The sequence below is a fragment of the Haloarcula sp. JP-L23 genome, assembly GCF_011602445.1.
GTDB classification, from domain to species: domain Archaea; phylum Halobacteriota; class Halobacteria; order Halobacteriales; family Haloarculaceae; genus Haloarcula; species Haloarcula pellucida.
On sequence record NZ_CP050014.1, the window covers coordinates 1,750,898 to 1,768,053 of the forward strand.

The following is a 17,156-nucleotide window of genomic DNA, read 5'->3' on the forward strand; positions in this document are numbered from 1 at the left end:
ACGGGAGGCACATATGGTAGAACAGCCAACAAGACACATGGCGCTCAGTGCCAGAAACACCCTCCGAGGAACCGTGACGGCCGTCGAGATGGACGGCGTGATGGCCGAAGTCGTGGTCGAACTCGACGACGGACAGAACGTGACGTCGACTATCACTCGGTCGTCGGCCGAACGCCTCGACCTCGTTCCGGGCGACGAGATCAGCGCCGTCGTGAAGGCCAGTGACGTGATGATCGACGCCGAGTGAGGCATCAGAGGACGGTTCCGTGTTTCTTTTCGGGACGGTCCTTCTCGACAGTCTCGTACATCTCGAAGCGGGCGGCCAGTTCCGCCCGCAGGTCGCTGGGGGGGACGATTTCGTCGATGACGACTTCGCTCGCCATCCGGTGGACGTCGATGTCCTCGCGGTACTCTTCGCGGAGTTCCCGTTCGCGTTCGGCCCGCTCGTCGGGGTCGTCGATGGCGTCGAGTTTGTTCGCGTAGACGGCGTTGATGGCCGCTTCCGGACCCATAATCGCGATTTCACCGCTCGGGAGCGCGAGCGTCGCCTCCGGGTCGTAGGCCGGCCCGGACATGGCGTAGATGCCCGCGCCGTAGGCCTTTCGGACGACGACACACTGCTTCGGGACGGTAGCCGAAGACGTTGCGTAGATCATCTTCTTGCCGGCCTCCAGAATCCCCTCTTTCTCGACGCCCGACCCGGCCATGAACCCCGGCGTATCGCAGAGATAGAGCAGCGGGACGTTGTAGGCGTCACACTTCCAGACGAACTCGGCGGCTTTGCGGGCCGAGTCCGGGAAGATAGCGCCCGCACGCTGGGCCGGTTGGTTGGCGACGATACCGACCGAGCGGCCGTCGATGCGGGCGAACCCGGTCAGAACCTCCCTGCCGTACTCCGGCTGGAGTTCGAAGAAGGTGTCCCCGTCGACCACTCGCTCGATGACCCGATGCATGTCGTACCCCTTGTTTGGCTCCGTCGGGACGACGCCGTCCAGCCCCTCGGGGGACTTCGTCGGCGCGACGGTCTCCGCACTCGGCGGTTTCTGCTCGGCGTTGTCCGGCAGATAGGTGATGAGGTCCGCGACCAGTTCGCGGGCGTGTTCCTCGTCGTCGGCCACGAGGTCGGCGCTGCCAGAGTGTCGGGCGTGGACGTCGGGGCCCCCCAGCGTTTCGAGGTCGATGTCCTCGCCGGTGACCATCTCGACCATCCGCGGGGAAGCGATAGCCAGTGCGCTCATCCCGCGGACCATCACGGTGAAATCCGAGAACACTGGCGTGTAGGCCGCACCGGCGATACAGGGGCCGTACAGCACGCAGATTTGCGGGACGGCGCCGGAGAGGATGGAGTGGTTGTAGTAGAACTTCCCGATGCCCTCGCGGTTGGCGAAAAAGCCCCGTTGCTGGTCGATGCGACCGCCCGAGGAGTCGACGAGGTAGAGCGCGGGCCGCCCGGTCTTGAGGGCGCGTTGCTGGAGGCGGAGGAACTTCTCGACGCCGCGCTCGGCCACCGAGCCCGCTTTGACAGTGAAGTCGTTGGCGGCGACGTGGACCCTGCGGCCGTCCAGCGTCGCCGCGCCGGTGAGCATCCCGTCGGCGGGGAGGCGAGTACCGTCGTCGTACTCCTCGACCTCGGGGCTGTCGGCGTGCCACGCGTCGAAGTTGGCGAACCGGCCGTCCTCGAAGTCCAGTCCGTCCTCGCCGAACCAGAGTTCGAGTCGGTCGCGGACGAACAGTTTGCCCTGTTCGGCGAGGCGCTCGCGGTACTTCTCCGGCCCCCCCTGTTCGATGTCGGCTATCTCCTCGCGGAGTCGCTCCTCGCGCTCGGTCGGTCCGGAGTCGTCGGCCGCCTCTGTATGCCTCTCGGCCCCGTCACTCACTGCTGCCGTCTCCGTGATATCCTCGACGAACGTGGGGTCGTCGCTGTCGCCGACGTACACTTCGACTCGCTCCCCGACGTGTTCGGCGACGGCGGCGGCGATGGCCGACGCCTCGTCGCGGCTCGCGTCTGCGGCGATACGAACCTTCATACCGTGTCCCACGGCCCCAGGGGTCACAGTCCTTGCCCCGCTCGCGGCTCGATTATCATCGCTCGTAATGTCGCCGGTCGATTGATAACCGGTCGTAGGCAACTGGCTGGCAATGAGCGTCGCCAGCGTCGGGGTGAAGCGAGGCCGTCATGCTGCCGGGTGGATTCGTCTCGGTCTCCTCACGGCGATACTCCTCGGCGCCCTCACCGTCGTCGCAAGTGGGGCCGTCGCGGCCGCCGACACCACGCCGCCGGAGTGGGGGAACGCGACGAAGGGGAACGCGACGACTATCCACGTGACCGTCTACGACAACGGCACGCTGGACCCCGAGAGCATTCAGGCCGAAGACTTCGCCCTGACTGCCGGGTCCGTCGCGAACGTCTCCGTCACGTCACTCGACGTCGACGGGAAGAACCGCACCGGAGCCCGCGTTTCCCTGTTTCTCGACGACCGAGTCGACACCAACAACGTCTCTATCGGCATCCGGAGCGGCGCCGCTATCAAGGACAGTGCGCGTAACGAACTCGACGAAGGCACTGTCACCGTCTCGGGGATGGACTCCACGACGCCGCGGTATCGCTCGTTCGAGTTGCGGCGCGTGAACGAGTCGACCGTCGAGATTCAGGCCGAGACGAACGAACGACTCTCCGACCTCCGCGTCAGCATCGGCGGGCCTGCGACGGACGAACTGAACCGTTCGAACTTCACCGAATCCGTCGGCGACACGGCGGTGTACACGGCTCGCTATACGTTCCCGGAGGAGGGGCAGTACGCGGTTCTCTGGATGTCGGCCACCGACCGCTACAACAACAGCATCAGGTTCAGCCGGTTGAAGAAGTTCCGCTACGACGGGTCCGCGCCGAACGTCACGCTCGAAGGCCCCGAGAACGCCACCGTCGGCGACCCGGTGAACTTCTCTGCGGCCAACTCCACGGACGACCAGCGAATCGAGCGCTACCGCTGGCGCGTCGACGGCGGCACCATCATCCCGGGCGAGTCGATTCGCGTCGCGTTCGCGACGCCGGGTACCCACGAGATAGCCGTCGAAGTGACGGACCCGTTCGGCAACACTGCCGTCGCCACGAAGACCGTGACTGTCGCCACGGCCAACGGCAGTTCCGGCACTGTCAATCTCACACGGGTCAACGCGACCCACGCGACGGCGACGGTCGACGGGACGGGGTTCGCACAGACGCTCGGGCCGTCCGACGACAGACCGCTCGTGTCCGGAACCAATGCCTCGTTGCTGCGAGTGACGGCCTCGTTGCCCGACAACGGGACTGTTCCGGTCGCACTCGCGGCGCGAAATCGGACGCCGCCCTCGCTCGCGACGGCGACGGGCGACGCTGGACTCGCACTGTTCGATATCGACCACGGCGGCGTGCCGGCCGAGGGCGTGACGCTCCGGTTCGCCGTCGACCGGGCGGCGCTGGACCGCTCCGGCGTCGCCCCCGAGGCGGTCACGCTGTACCGTGACGACGGTGGCTGGGCGGCGCTGGAAACGACCGTCGTCGAGCGCGGCGAATCGCGCGTCGTCTACCGGGCGACTGCGCCGGGGCTCTCGCGGTTCGCTGTGGGCCTCGACAGATCACGGACCGCCGCCGTGACGGCCGAGACGCCGACCGAACAGGTCACCGAGACGCCGACCGAACAGGTCACCGAGACGCCGACCGAGCGGACGGACCGAGCGGGGACACCGAACATCCGGGTCACGAACGCCACCGCCGACGCCGCCAACCTCTCGGTCGGTGACCGGGCCGTCGTCACGGTGAATCTCACGAATCGCGGGACCGCGACGGGCGATTACCTCGTCACCCTCTTCCTGAATGATTCGACGCTCGCCACCCGCGAAGTGACGGTGCCGGCGGGCGAGGCGCGCACGACGGAGTTCGCCAGAGAACTGCCCGAGGGCGGTCCACTCGAAGTCGGAAGCCGGCGAGTCGCCACCGTCAGTAGCGGTGGTGACGGGGTCGCACTGCCGGGCGTCCCGACGCTCCCGTCCGTGCCGAACCCGCTGGCACTGTGGCCCAGCGGTATCGTCGGGACGATACTGAGCGCCCTCGTGGGACTGGTCGTCGTGGTCTACGGCATTCTAAAAGCGCTGGCGATATACCTCGGTTACTGACCGCTCTCGGATTCGAGGCGGTCGATGAGCGACGCGTTACCGAGGTGAAGCGGCGTACGCTCGTGGAGTTCGTCGGGGTTCAGGTCGAGGAGCGACTGTTCGCCGTCCGAGGACCTGCCACCGGCGGCCTCGACGATGTAGGCCATCGGTTGGCCCTCGAACTGGAGACGTAGTTTCCCTTCGGGTCGGGACTGCAGGGCAGGATACGCGAAGATGCCGCCGTACGTGAGAACCTGATTGATGTCGGCTATCATCGCGCCGCCGTAGCGGAGTTTGAGTTCGCGGCGAATCTCCTCGGCGAACGTCCGGAAGTCGTCCGTCCACGAGTCGACGCCGCCGCCAAACCCGAACACGGTCGGGTCCTCGGGGATGGTCACGTCGTCGTCGACGAGTCGCTGCTCGTCGCCGAGGATGTACTCCTTGACGCGGCCGTCGCGGGCGACGACCATCGACGTGACGGGCCCGTAGATGACGAACCCGGCGGCCAGCAGGTTCCGGCCCGTCGTCGGCGGGCGCTCGTCGTAGACGCCGAAGATGGTACCCATGCCGCTGTTGGGTTCCAGATTCGAGGACCCGTCGAGGGGGTCCATCGCGACGTGCAGGCGTCCGTCGCTGGTCGCCATCTCCGTGCGTTCCTCACTGGCGTAGGTAGCGACGCCGTCGATGCCGAGGATGCGCTCCTCGAACAGTTCGTCCGCCCGGAGGTCGGCCGCCAGTTGCTCGTCGCCGCTGGGGTTGACGGTACCGCTGTGTTCACGCTCCGTCGCGATGGCTGTTCGAACGTCGCTCGCCGCGTCCGCGATTGTGTCGATGACCTGTGCGACCGTCCGATCGGCCTGGGTGGCCGGGGCGTCGAGTGATTTGCTCATCTATGGTGGGGCTGGGTGGCGCGCCGGTCAGTTCGGGAGTGGGGTCGTCCGGCGAGTGATTCCCAGTGTGTCGTCACTCCCTGCTTCTGCCCCACACCATAAGTATCTTGTTGCTGACATTTACTACGGAACGAGTCAATTATTCGGCAGCCTCGCCCTCGTTGGGTTTGAGCATGGTGGTTAGTCACACATTTATTGAATGGTAAGGGTAGTTACTATTCGTCTAAGGTCGGCAGACTTACACGAACACGGGTCGAACCGCTGGGTATGCAACTCGACGACATCGACCGCGTCGGCGTCGTGGGTGCCGGCACGATGGGCAACGGCATCGCGCAGGTCGCCGCCGCTTCGGGCTACGACGTCGTGATGCGCGACGTCGAACAGCAGTTCGTCTCCGCGGGGTTCGACGACATCGACGAGAGCCTCGGTCGTCTCGTCGCCCGGGACGAACTGACCCGGTCGGAAGCCGACCGCGCCCGGGACCGCATCGAAGGGACGACGGACCTCGCCGACCTGTCCGACTGTGACCTCGTAGTCGAAGCGGTCACGGAGGATATGGACGTCAAACAGTCCGTCTTCGAGGACCTTTCGGTCACCTGTCGGACCGAGACGGTACTCGCGACGAACACCAGTACGCTCTCTATAACCACCATCGCCAGCGTCGTCGACCGGCCCGAGCGAGTGCTTGGCCTCCACTTCATGAACCCCGTCCCGGTGATGAAAGGCGTCGAAGTCGTCGTCGGCGAGAAGACGGGCACGGACACGCTCACACTGGGACACGCGTTCGCGAAGGACCTCGGTAAGGAGACGTGGGAGGCCGACGACAAACCCGGCTTCGTCGTCAACCGTGTCCTCATGCCGTGGATAAACGAGGGTATCCGGGCCTACGACGAGGGCGTCGCCGGGATGGCCGACATCGACCGCGGACTGACCCTCGGGACGAACGTCCCGATGGGGCCGCTGGAACTGGCCGACCACATCGGTCTCGACGTCGTCCTCGACGCGAGCGAGACGCTCCACGAGGAACTCGGGGACCGCTACAAGCCGGCGTACCTCCTCAAGCGGAAGGTCGCCGCCGGCGACCTCGGGAAGAAGACCGGTACCGGGTTCTACGAGTACGAGTGACCCGCCGTGGCGGCCGGAATACGATAGCGGACAACCGACTGGGCGTTGCCGAACAGTAAAGTCACGGGCCTCGATACCTTGACACATGGACTTCAGTCCCACAGCGGAGCAGCGTCAGATTCGGGAGATGGTCGCGGAGTTCGTCGACGAGGAGGTGGTTCCGCGCGCGGCCGAGATAGACGAGTCGGACGAGTTCCCGTGGGACCTCGTCGACCAGATGGCCGAGTTGGGGCTGATGGGGATGCCAATCCCCGAGGCGTACGGCGGCGCCGGTCTCGACTACCACAGTTACGCGATGGCACTGGAGGAGATATCCCGCGGGAGCGGGGGCCTCGGCACCATCGTCGCCGCCCACATCTCGCTGGCCTGCAACATGGTCTACGAGTTCGGCGACGAGGCCCAGAAGGAGACGTACCTCACGCCGATGGCCGAGGGCGAGGAGGTCGGCGCGTTCGCGCTCTCGGAACCCGGCGCCGGCAGCGACGTGCCCGCGATGACGACCACGGCCGAACCGGACGGCGACGGCTACGTCGTAAACGGCGGGAAACTGTGGATTTCCAACGGTTCGGTCGCCGACACCGTCGTCCTGTTCGCGAAGACGGACCCAGAGGCAGGCAACAAGGGCATCTCCTCGTTCGTCGTCCGCCCCGAGGAGGACGACGGGTTCATCGTGGAGGGCACGGAGCACAAACTCGGCGACAAGGGCTGTCCCACCGCGGAACTTCGCTTCGACGACATGTACCTCCCCGAGGAGCGCCGCCTCGGCGACGAGGGTCGGGGCTTCGTCCACGCGCTGAAGACGCTCAACGGCGGCCGAATCACCATCGCCGCCCGGGGCGTCGGCATCGCACAGGCAGCGCTGGACGAAGCCCTGCAGTACGCACAGGACCGCGAGCAGTTCGACCGCCCCATCTCCGATTTTCAGGCCATCCAGCACAAATTGGCGGACATGGACACGAAGACGTCGGCCGCCCGCCTGCTGATGCATCAGGCCGCCGACCTGAAGATGCGCGGCGAGAACTTCGTCAAGGAGGCCGCACAGGCCAAACTGTACGCCTCGGAAGTCTCCCGCGAGGTCGCCAACGAGGGCATCCAGATCCACGGCGGGTACGGCTACACGAAGGACTTCCCGGTCGAGCGGTTCTACCGCGACGCCAAACTCAACGAGATATACGAGGGGACCAGCGAAATCCTTCGCAACACCATCGCCGACGAGTTGCTGGACTGAGTTACTGTTCGCCGCCCGCTTCTCCGAGATTCTCGCCCATCCACGCGTAGTGCTCGCGCAGGCGACGCTCGCCGCCCTCGGTGAGCGAGTACTTGTCGGCGATGCCGTCGGTCCGGTGTTCGACGAACCCGGCGTCCGCCATCGCTTCCAGCGCCCCGTAGAAGCTTTTGGGCTCGATGCGCGCGTCGTACCGCCGTTCGAGGCGCGTCTTGAGACGCTGGCCCGTCAGTTCGCCGTCCTCGGCCCCGGCGAGAATGACGCACATGTCCCGCCGCCGCCCGCTCTGGAACCACTTCGCCATGGCCGGACTCACGTCGGGCACCCCTTCGGGTGTTTCGACTTCGCGCCGGTCACGGCGGTCACCGACCGGGCCGGACGGCGCCACAGCGGTAGCGTCCCAATCGCTCCCGTTCGACCGTCTCGGGGCCGTCGAGGTCCGTCCGTTCCGTCGCCACCCACAGGTTCACCGCCGTCATCTCGTCGCCGTGGGTTCGGTTCCACCGCTCACAGAGGAACGTCGCCAGCGAGCGGCGGAGTCTGGGTTCGGTACGGGCGTCGTCGAGGAACTTCCGCCAGCGCTCGTTCGGGTACCGCGACGCGGCCTCGGTCGGGCGCGAGCGGTCGTACTGCTCCCCGGTGAGTGCGTCGACGCGCTCGCCGCTGGTCAGGTTCGCCGGGGCTTCGTACCACCACGTCGCCAGCGGCGGCGACGGCGCGAACATGTCCCACGAACGGTCCGTCAGTCGGTCCGGCGTGCCCGCCGGCGCGGCGACGACGCCGAGGCCGACGGCGTTCGTCACCAGAATCACGGCCAGACAGCAGACCGCGAGAGCGCGGGCGATGCGAGAGAGCGTCGGAACGCGGTCGGCCAGCGGCGTTCGTTCCGGCCCGACTGCCGAGAGCGACGCCAGCGGTCGGAGGCGGTCCGCGGCGCGGTCCCAGACGACGCTCGGGAACAGCGCGAGCAACCCCGTCGCCGAGACCAGCGGGAACACGCCGATAGAGAGCGTCAGCATCATCCCGAGGTGGGCGCCGACGAACGCGCCGACCAGCGCCGCCCGACGCCACCCGGTCAGGACGACGAGCAAAGGCGAGGTCAGCAACATCCCTACCCAGAGCCAGTCGACGAGCGTCAGGAGCGGCGTCCACCCGGCGACGACGTCACCGAACAGGACGGTGAAGTGGTCCAGTTGGAAGGCATAGCGGACCGCGTCCCCCCGAAGCCACACGTCGGCTCTGAGTTTGACGACGGCGTTTGTGGCGTAGACGACGACAATCTGTGCCAGCAACCCGACCGTGGCGGGACCGACGACGCTGTGGTCGTCGGCCGCCCCCTCGGTGGTGTCGGCGGCCCAGCGGCTCCCGAGGGGAAGGAACAGGCCCCAGAACAGCAGTCGGCGCAAGAGTATGTCCCCGCTGTTGAGCACGAACGGGTTCCGGACCTGTATCGAGACGAGGAGGACGAGCGAAACGAACGTCGCGAGTCGAGTCCGATAGCCGACGAGCAGCGATAGCGCAGCGACGGCGGCGGCGAGACACAGGAGTCCCTGTACCCACGCGGCCCCCGAGAGCGCGTGTAACGAGAGGACGTCCCACCCGGGGTAGAGCGCGCCCAACACCGACCGAGGGAGGACGCCGGCGTCGGTGTAGAAGGCGACGAGGTCCGGCAAGCGGCGTGTGAGGTCGACGAGGATCACGAACGCAAGCGAGATACGAAACGCGGCGAGAGCCCGGCGGTCGATGGCAAACCGACGAGCGAGCGCCTCGCGGACTGTCGACGTCACGATGTCCGGAGTCAGCGCAGTCGCGGACATAAGTCTTCCACCTGCCGTACACCGACAGATTTCATTGGGTGTGGTCCTAACGTCGAACCGATGGCAGACACCGAGGACCCGACGGAAGCGACGGCCGACGATATCACCGCTCGCTATCGAGAGACCGAGACGGAGCGACTGCTCACGTTCGAGGCGGACGGCCGCACGGCCGCCATCGCCCAGAACGTCGAGGGGTACGCGATGCTGAAGGTCAGGCCCAGCGCCGACGGCGACGAACTCGAACGCTACTACGGGTTCGACATGGCGCTCGACCACGCCGCGGAGTTGCTCGGGACATCGCCGAACGCACTGCCGGTCCCCGAGGCGGCCGCCGACATGGGGATGTAGGCGACCGATACGAGGCGCCCTTCTGCGAGATGTGCCCTGAGAGTGTCCCGCCAGTACCCGGTCGCATCAGGGCCGTGTCACTCCCGACTCCGTCGTGGGCTGGCGGTTTCGCTCGGCTAGCACTGACCATTCAGGTACGTTCGTCTACGTATCAGCCATAGCCATATACTGCAGTCATATAAACGATTCTTACGTCCGATGGCCAGCGGACACGTGCATGGTCGATCTGACTCGACGGACACTGATTTCTAGTACGGTCGCTGCGGCACTGGGGGCAAGTGTCGCCGGGGTCGCGAGCGGTGAAGAAGTCGCCGAGACGAACACTCCCGGCGCACCCCGCGTGAAGGGGTCACTAAAGCGGTTCTCCTCGACGGCGTTCGGTGCCGAGGTCACCGGTCCGTTCGTCTTCGAGGACGGGTCGCTGCTGTACAGCCTCCAGCACCCGTCGGAGAACAACCAACCGCCGTTCGACACGGCCGGAGTCGGATACTTCAGCGGGTTCCAGTTCGAACTCGACGGGGACAACGACGACTTCGACGAACTGTCGACGCCACAGTCCGACACGGAACAGCGGCAGATCCGCGCCGCCGACGGCGAGTACACGCTGTTCGGTCAGGGACGCGACGAGATAAACGGTGGTGCAGAGCGTCTCGGGGTCACACAGACGCCCGACGGCACCGACATCTCGTGGGACAACTTCGACGGCAGTCAGTACGGGGCGGCCGGAACGAACCCCGACTGCAACCAGTTCGTCCCGTCGAACGACGACGGGACCGAGGGGTACCTGTTCACCAACTGGGAGAACAGCCCTGGCAACGTCTCGCGGATTCCGCTCAGCAAGACCGAGGACGGCGAGTGGGAGGCCGATCTGGAGAACGCCATCAACCTCGCAAACACCGACCCGTTCCGGGAACTCGGCGGGACCCGAATCAACTGCTACGGCGACCGGAGCCCGTGGAACACGATGATCTCCTCCGAGGAAAACTACGCCCACGTACGCGTCTCCCTGACCGCGACGGTCGGCGACGTCGTCGAGGCCGGCACCGGCAAGGGCCTGCTCGGCGCGTGTCAGTTCTGGAACCGCCCGAACCCGGCCGGCATCCAGAGCGCCGTCGACGAGTACTACGGCGACGAGTCGTGGTACGTCCAGGGCTCCTGGGCGATGAAAGGCGTCGAGTTCCTCGCGTACTATCTGGGCGCCGACCGGGTCGACCAAGCCGAGGACGCCAACACGACCGAACCTATCGGCGACGCCTACCCGAACCCGTACCGCTACGGGTATCACGTCGACATTCGAGAGCCGACGGCCGAGACCCCACAGCCGATCAAGTACTACGTCATGGGGCGGGCCGCGTGGGAGTCGCCGAACATTCAGGCCGACGAGCAGACCGTCTACGGCTGTTCCGACGGCGACAGCAAGGGCATCTACAAGTTCGTCGCCGACGAGCCGATTCCGAGCTACGACGACCCGATGGACGTCGAGGGGACGCTCTATGCCCCGAAGATTACGAACGACGCTGCCAACGCCACCGAGGCAGGCACCCGCAACTCGCCGGCCGACACGCCGCTCGAAATCGAGTGGCTGGAACTCGGCCACGCGAGCAACCGCGAGATCGAGTCGTGGATCGCCGAGTACGACGACATCACGCAGATCGACTACCTCGAAACGCACGCAGAGACCGACTGGGAGTCTGACCTCGACGCGGCCCTCGAAGAGGCCGACCGTGCGGTCGTCGAGAACGGCAACCAGAACTACGTCACCAACGAGGAGATCGTCGAGTGGGCCGAGCAGTACGAGTCGAAAGGGCCCGACAAGGTGGACGAGGACCTCCGGAAGATTCCGTTCCTCGAAACCCGTGCCGCCGCGAAGGAAATCGGCGCGTCCATCGAGTTCAACAAGGCCGAGGGCGTCGACAGCATCGACGGCGCCGGCCCCGGTGACTTCGTCTACTTCGGCATCTCCGAGTTCAACGACGACCTCGCGAACGACGAGGGCGACGTCCAACTCGACCGCGTCGACGGCGGTGTCGTCTACCGCGCCGAACTCGAACCGGACTACAACGTCTCGACGCTCGAACCGGTCATCGTCGGTCCGGACTTCACCGACGCGCCCGCGGACGCCGACGGCGCCCTCCGCAACATCGACAACCTCTACGTGATGGACGACGGCCGTGTCCTCTGCTGTGAGGACGGGTTCGGCGGCCCGGCGCGCTCGTACCCCAACGACTGCCTGTACGTCTACGAACCGAACCTCGTCGTGGACGTGGCGTCCGTCGAGACGGCCATCAAGTCGACGGCCGAGGCGGCCGTGACGGCGTCCTCGCTCCCCGACGGTTTCACCGCCGCCGAGATGACCGTCTCCGTCGAGGACGCTCGGGTGGCCGACATCACCGGCGTCTCGGTGCCCGAGGACCTCGACGCCGCCGAGGCGACCGTCAGCGGCGACGGCACCACGGCGACCATCAGCGTACGCGACCCGGTCGGTACCGTACAGGCCGGTGCGATGGACGTCACGCTGGCGACGCTCGAACTCACCGGCCAGAGCAAGGGACAGACGGAACTGTCGGTCACCGTCGATTCCCTCGCGGACGAGGACGGTAACGCTATCGACGTCGAAGGGCGAACCGGGCAGGTCACCTCGATACCGCCGGGGCAGTCCGACGACAAGCCCGGGAAGGGTCCCGGCGTCTGTGGGCCGGAGAAGAACTAACACGCGACCTCTCGGGCTCGATTAGCCCATCCTCTCCACTCAATGTCCCAGACTCACGATCCGGCGACGACCGACACGGAGTCCCTCTCCCGCGAGTACGTCCTCGGCGTGCGAATCGTCGAGTACGAGACCGCGGCCGGCGAGACTCGGTATCGGTTCGACGCGCCAGAGCACTGCGGTATCGAGTTCGAAGACGAGGAGACGGCGACGCTGTACGCCGACGTCTACTTCGACGTCAACGGCTTCGAGGAGGCCGGCACCGGCGAGCGCGGCGTCCCGCCGGCGATCATTCAGGCCGGTCGCGACACGCTGGTCGCGTACTTCCTCACCCAATCCGACGTCGACGTCCACTGGGTGGCGTCCTTCTACGGTGCGAAACCAGAGAAGGTCCAGCGCTACGCCAACCGCGTCAGGAAACGGGCCGAGAAGATTCGGAGTGGCATCCGAGAGCGCGGGCTGGACTGACCGCGTTTCGCCCGAACAACTATAGCACGCGAGGCCGACGACGTCGGTATGTCGACGACACTCGACCAATTCGACCACCCCGCGTGGCTGACCGCCGCCGGAACGCTCGCGGGCTACGGCCTCGTCTTGCTGTTCCTGTTTCTCCTGCTGTTTGTCGCGCCGTATCTGGTCTTCCCTGCGTAGTCCGCTGGGTACCCGGTTCTTCGTTTCCCCCGTGGGGCGGGGGCAAGAGTCAAACCGCATGCCGTGGTAGCAGGTGGCATGAGTGTCGAGCAGGAGCAGGGCGAGCGTACCATCCGGTGTCTGGTCGCGAAAGTCGGCCTCGACGGCCACGACCGAGGGGGCCACGTCATCGCACGAGCACTCCGCGACGCCGGGTTCGAAGTCATCTACTCCGGTCTGCACCGGTCCCCCGACGAAGTCGTGCAGGCCGCGGTCCAGGAGGACGTAGACGTCGTCGGCATCTCCATCCTCTCGGGGGCACACAAGACGCTGGTCCCGAAGATTCTCGACGGCCTCAAAGAGTACGACGCCTTCGACGACCGACTCGTCCTCGTCGGCGGCATCGTCCCCGACGACGACAAGGCCGACCTCCGCGGGCTGGGCGTCGACGAGATATTCGGACCCGGCGCGTCGATGGAGGAGATGATCTCGTACATCCGCGAACACGCACCCGATCGATGAGCGACCTCGTCGCGGACCTGCTAGCGGGCAAACACAGCGCACTGGCGCGAGTCATCACGAAGATAGAGAACCGCGCGCCGGGCTACCGGGAAACCGTCTCGGAGTTACACCAGCACACCGGCCACGCCGACGTCGTCGGCGTCACGGGCAGTCCCGGCGCCGGCAAGTCCACGCTGGTCGACAAGGTGGCCGCCGAGTACCGCGACCGCGGCCTCACGGTCGGCGTCATCGCCATCGACCCGTCCTCGCCGTACTCCGGCGGGGCGGTGCTGGGCGACCGCATCCGCATGGCCTCGAACGCCGGCGACATGGACGTGTTCTTCCGGTCGATGTCGGCCCGCGGGTCGCTCGGCGGGCTATCGACGGCGACGACGGACGCCGTCACCGCGCTAGACGCCTTCGGGAAGGACGTGATAATCGTCGAGACGGTCGGCGCCGGCCAGAACGAGGTCGACATCGTCCGGACCGCCGACACGGTGGCCGTCCTCGTCCCGCCGGGGAGCGGCGACGACGTCCAGATGCTGAAAGCCGGCATCCTCGAAATCGGCGACGTGTTCGTCGTCAACAAGGCCGACTTAGACGGCGCCGACCGCACGGTCCAGCAGTTACGGGAGATGTTACAGGGCCGGGGCGGTGGGGCGGGCCACCACGGTGCGATGGCGGCCACGGACGAGGGCGGGGTGGGGCCTGACACCGAGGGCGACGCGGCCGACGAGCGGTGGGACCCGCCCATCGTCGAGACGGTGGCGAACCGGAGCGAGGGCGTCGAGGAGTTCATCTCGGTGCTGGAGGACCACGCGGACTACCTCGACCGGACCGGCAAGCGAGAGCAACAGGCCCGTGACCGGTTCGCCGCGGAGATACGGACGCTGTTGCGCGAGGACGCCAACGAACTGGTGTCCGGCGAACTCGACCGCCACGGCGGCATCGAGTCGGCCGTCGACGCCGTCATGGCTCGCGAGACGGACCCGTACACCGTCGTCGACGAGGTTCTCGCGCCGCTCCGTGAGTGTCTCGACGCCGAGAACGCCCCGTGAGGGGCAAAGGGAAACCACGCGGATGACGACGCCTCGTCAGCGCGCGGCAGACGGGGATTGTTCCGGGGTTCCCTTATAACATCCCATCCACCGTCCGGGCCGTTTCGACCCCTCCCCACCACGTATAAACAGGGTCCGGCCCGTATACCGGAGTATGAAGCTCCGAAAGGCACTGGGTGTCGCCGTCGGTGCGGTCGGGACGACGGCACTCCTCAATCGCGTCCTCCAGTCGCGTGCCGACGAGTTCGAACCGCTGTTGCCGGGCGACCAGCGGACCTACCGCTGGCGTGGCTTCGACGTCGCCTACACGGAGGCCGGGGATCCGGACGACCCCGATCTGGTCCTCCTGCACGGCATCAACGCGGCGGCCTCCAGCCACGAGTTCCACGCCGTCTTCGAGCGGTTATCCGAGGAGTACCACGTCCTCGCGCCGGACCTGCCGGGATACGGCCACTCGGACCGGCCGCCGCTGCTGTACTCGGCGTCGCTCCTGACCACGTTCGTCCGCGACTTCCTCGAAGCCGAGACCGATGACGCCACCGTCGTCGCCTCCTCGCTTTCGGGCTCCTACGCCGCTATCGCCGCCCGCGACGTCGACGTGGCCGAACTCGTCCTCGTCTGCCCGACGGACTCCTCGATGGGCAACCGGAACGTCTGGGTCCGGTCGCTGCTCCGGTCGCCGGTCATCGGACAGGCGCTGTTCAACCTCGTCGTCTCGAAGGCTTCCATCCGCCACTTCCACGACGACCACGGCTACTACGACATGACCAACCTCACCGACGAAGTCGTCGACTACGAGTGGCAGAGCGGCCACCAGCAGGGCGCGCGGTTCGCACCGGCGTCGTTCCTCTCCGGCTTTTTGGACCCGGAGGAGGACCTCGGCGACGTGCTGGCGGACCTCGACGTCCCGATAACGCTGGTCTGGGGTGAGGACGCCGACATTTCACCGCTCGACGACGGGCGCGATCTGGCCGAACGGGCCGACTCGACGCTGGTCGTCTTCGGCGACTCGCTGTTGCTCCCGCACGTCGAACACCCCGCCGAGTTCGTCGACGTAGTCCGGGGCCGGACAGAGGGGATTCGCGTCGAGACGTAGCGACGTCGGGCTATCGCTGCCGGAAGACGACGGCCCGGTCGCCGGTCGTCTCTCGCTCGCCGATTTCGATGCCGACGACCGCCCCCATCTCGACGTCTTCGGGGTCGACCCCGCGGACGAGTCCCGTCACCGACACCGGACCGAAGTCGGCGATAGCGGTGACGTAGGGGGCGTCGTCCTCGAACTGCGGCGTGGCGACGGTGATGGTCGTGTGGGTCACGATGTCGCCGCTGTCGGGCAGCGGTTCGTCGCTCAGCTCTCTGGATCCACACTCGGGACAGACGCGACGGGGTGGCAGCCAGCCGTGGCCGTTCGCACACTCGACGTAGTACCCGTCGTCCGCTTCGATGGCGTCTAACCATTCGTCGTACTGGCCGTCGGGGGCGGGTTCAGTCATGCTTTCACCTCCAGTACGTGGACCGTGGTAGACGCGACGGTGCCGCCGGCGTTGTGTGCGACGCCGACGGTGCCGTCGGGGACGGCGTCCGCCCGCGGGTGCGTCCCGTCTAAGACCCACGCGATGGTCGCCAACTGGGCGACGCCGGTCGCACCGACCGGGTGGCCCTTCGCCTTCAAGCCGCCCGAGAGGTTCACCGGCATCTCGCCGTGGCGGTCCGTCTCGCCGTTCGTCGCCGCGTGGATACCCTCGCCGCGTTCGTAGAGGCCCAGCGACTCGATAGCCAGAACCTCGGCGATGGTGAAACAGTCGTGGACCTCGGCGACGTCGACGTCCTCTGGGCCGATGCCAGCGTCCCCGTACGCCTCCTCGGCGGCCTTGTCCGCAGCGGGCGTCTGTGCGAGGTGTGGCCGGTCCTGTAACGCGAGGTTGTCGCCGCCCTGTCCGGTGCCGGTGATGGCGACGGGGGCATCGATGTCGTGGTCCTCTGCGTACGCTTCGGTGGTCAGGACTGCGGCGGCCGCTCCGTCGGTAATCGGACAGGAGTCGTACAGACCGAGCGGACTGGCGATGGTCGGCGCCTCGATGGCGTCCTCGACGGTGATAGCCTTCTGTATCTGGGCGTGCTCGTTGACCAGCGCGTGCTCGTGGTTCTTCACGGCGATGTGGGCCAAATCTTCCCGAGAGCCGCCGTACTGGTCGAAGTACGACCGCGCCATCAGCGCGTACGCCCCGGGGAAGGTCATCCCCGCGCGGACCTCGTAGAGGTCGTCGGCGGCGATAGCGAGCGCGTCCGTCGCGGCGGCAGTCCCGATGTTGGTCATCCGTTCTGCGCCGCCGACGACGATTACGTCCGCTTCGCCGTTGCGGAGGTCTCTCACCGCCGACCGGACGGCCGCACCGGCGGACGCACAGGCGGCCTCGAACCGGGTTGCCGGCGCGTCGACGCCGATAGCCTCGGCCATCAGCGGCCCCTGATGGCCCTGATGCTCGGCGAGTTCGCCCATGAAGTTGCCGTAGTAGAGCGCATCGACGTCGTCCGGGGCGACGCCGGCGGCGTCGAGCGCTTCCAGGCCCGCCTCGGCGAACAGGTCGCGACCCGTGCGCTCGGGGTGTTTCCCGAATTTCGTGACACCGGCCCCTGCGACTCGTGGGTCTGACATTACCACACAGTGGGCCCCGCGTTCTTAAATGCCTGCCGACTGTGTGGGGTTTTGCCACGATTTCACCC

Annotated in this window: 17 protein-coding genes; 11 read left to right on the top strand and 6 right to left on the bottom strand. The window is 66.7% G+C overall.

All coding sequences use genetic code 11. The annotated features are described in order from the left end of the window. Nucleotides 1-37: 37 nt before the first annotated feature. A complete protein-coding gene (locus G9465_RS08975) occupies nucleotides 38-247 on the top strand; it encodes a molybdopterin-binding protein (protein WP_166969133.1) in 210 nt (69 codons plus the stop codon). A gap of 4 nt (nucleotides 248-251) precedes the next feature. Here the strand turns inward: G9465_RS08975 and G9465_RS08980 are convergent, their stop codons facing one another. Further along, complete coding sequence (locus G9465_RS08980; RefSeq protein ID WP_166969135.1) at nucleotides 252-2,027, bottom strand: acyl-CoA carboxylase subunit beta; 1,776 nt, start codon at nucleotides 2,025-2,027, stop codon at nucleotides 252-254. Between the two features lie 112 nt (nucleotides 2,028-2,139). On the opposite strand from G9465_RS08980, the gene G9465_RS08985 reads away from it, so the two are divergent. After that, the gene (locus G9465_RS08985; RefSeq protein WP_166969137.1) at nucleotides 2,140-4,152 is read left to right on the top strand and encodes a PKD domain-containing protein; all 2,013 of its coding nucleotides are present in this window, start codon (nucleotides 2,140-2,142) and stop codon (nucleotides 4,150-4,152) included. On the opposite strand, the gene G9465_RS08990 is transcribed toward G9465_RS08985, so the two are convergent. Then, nucleotides 4,146-5,021, bottom strand: coding sequence for a class 1 fructose-bisphosphatase (locus G9465_RS08990; RefSeq protein WP_166969139.1), 876 nt, complete (start codon nucleotides 5,019-5,021; stop codon nucleotides 4,146-4,148). The two genes, G9465_RS08985 and G9465_RS08990, sit on opposite strands and share 7 nt — an antisense overlap. A gap of 267 nt (nucleotides 5,022-5,288) precedes the next feature. Between G9465_RS08990 and G9465_RS08995 the strand changes: the two genes are divergently transcribed. After that, the gene (locus tag G9465_RS08995; protein WP_166969141.1) at nucleotides 5,289-6,146 is read left to right on the top strand and encodes a 3-hydroxyacyl-CoA dehydrogenase family protein; all 858 of its coding nucleotides are present in this window, start codon (nucleotides 5,289-5,291) and stop codon (nucleotides 6,144-6,146) included. An 85-nt stretch (nucleotides 6,147-6,231) separates the two neighbouring features. Next, nucleotides 6,232-7,374 carry an acyl-CoA dehydrogenase gene (locus G9465_RS09000; protein ID WP_166969143.1) on the top strand — a complete coding sequence of 381 codons (1,143 nt, stop codon included), beginning with the start codon at nucleotides 6,232-6,234 and terminating at the stop codon, nucleotides 7,372-7,374. A gap of 1 nt (nucleotide 7,375) precedes the next feature. On the opposite strand, the gene G9465_RS09005 is transcribed toward G9465_RS09000, so the two are convergent. Then, complete coding sequence (locus G9465_RS09005; protein WP_166972987.1) at nucleotides 7,376-7,675, bottom strand: helix-turn-helix transcriptional regulator; 300 nt, start codon at nucleotides 7,673-7,675, stop codon at nucleotides 7,376-7,378. A 58-nt stretch (nucleotides 7,676-7,733) separates the two neighbouring features. Beyond that, nucleotides 7,734-9,188: an HTTM domain-containing protein gene (locus G9465_RS09010; protein WP_166969144.1), complete on the bottom strand. Its 1,455-nt coding sequence runs from the start codon at nucleotides 9,186-9,188 to the stop codon at nucleotides 7,734-7,736. A 60-nt stretch (nucleotides 9,189-9,248) separates the two neighbouring features. Between G9465_RS09010 and G9465_RS09015 the strand changes: the two genes are divergently transcribed. From G9465_RS09015 to G9465_RS09040, 7 genes are all read left to right on the top strand, one after another. Then, nucleotides 9,249-9,536, top strand: a complete 288-nt coding sequence (locus G9465_RS09015; protein WP_166969146.1) for a hypothetical protein — start codon at nucleotides 9,249-9,251, stop codon at nucleotides 9,534-9,536. A 217-nt stretch (nucleotides 9,537-9,753) separates the two neighbouring features. Beyond that, complete coding sequence (locus G9465_RS09020) at nucleotides 9,754-12,246, top strand: alkaline phosphatase PhoX (RefSeq protein ID WP_166969148.1); 2,493 nt, start codon at nucleotides 9,754-9,756, stop codon at nucleotides 12,244-12,246. A 42-nt stretch (nucleotides 12,247-12,288) separates the two neighbouring features. Continuing rightward, on the top strand, nucleotides 12,289-12,711 hold the full coding sequence (locus G9465_RS09025) for a hypothetical protein (protein WP_166969150.1): 423 nt from the start codon (nucleotides 12,289-12,291) through the stop codon (nucleotides 12,709-12,711). A gap of 48 nt (nucleotides 12,712-12,759) precedes the next feature. Continuing rightward, on the top strand, nucleotides 12,760-12,894 hold the full coding sequence (locus G9465_RS26060; protein ID WP_255491979.1) for a hypothetical protein: 135 nt from the start codon (nucleotides 12,760-12,762) through the stop codon (nucleotides 12,892-12,894). Nucleotides 12,895-12,972: 78 nt separating this feature from the next. Beyond that, nucleotides 12,973-13,395, top strand: coding sequence for a cobalamin B12-binding domain-containing protein (locus G9465_RS09030; protein ID WP_166969152.1), 423 nt, complete (start codon nucleotides 12,973-12,975; stop codon nucleotides 13,393-13,395). After that, on the top strand, nucleotides 13,392-14,432 hold the full coding sequence (gene meaB, locus G9465_RS09035; RefSeq protein ID WP_166969154.1) for a methylmalonyl Co-A mutase-associated GTPase MeaB: 1,041 nt from the start codon (nucleotides 13,392-13,394) through the stop codon (nucleotides 14,430-14,432). Before G9465_RS09030 ends, meaB begins: the two co-directional genes overlap by 4 nt. A 154-nt stretch (nucleotides 14,433-14,586) precedes the next feature. Then, nucleotides 14,587-15,528 carry an alpha/beta fold hydrolase gene (locus G9465_RS09040; RefSeq protein WP_166969156.1) on the top strand — a complete coding sequence of 314 codons (942 nt, stop codon included), beginning with the start codon at nucleotides 14,587-14,589 and terminating at the stop codon, nucleotides 15,526-15,528. A 10-nt stretch (nucleotides 15,529-15,538) separates the two neighbouring features. On the opposite strand, the gene G9465_RS09045 is transcribed toward G9465_RS09040, so the two are convergent. Together G9465_RS09045 and G9465_RS09050 are read right to left on the bottom strand one after the other, a co-directional pair. After that, a complete protein-coding gene (locus G9465_RS09045) occupies nucleotides 15,539-15,925 on the bottom strand; it encodes a Zn-ribbon domain-containing OB-fold protein (protein ID WP_166969158.1) in 387 nt (128 codons plus the stop codon). Further along, complete coding sequence (locus G9465_RS09050) at nucleotides 15,922-17,088, bottom strand: beta-ketoacyl synthase N-terminal-like domain-containing protein (protein WP_166969160.1); 1,167 nt, start codon at nucleotides 17,086-17,088, stop codon at nucleotides 15,922-15,924. The genes G9465_RS09045 and G9465_RS09050 overlap by 4 nt, the downstream gene beginning before the upstream one ends. Nucleotides 17,089-17,156: the final 68 nt, after the last annotated feature.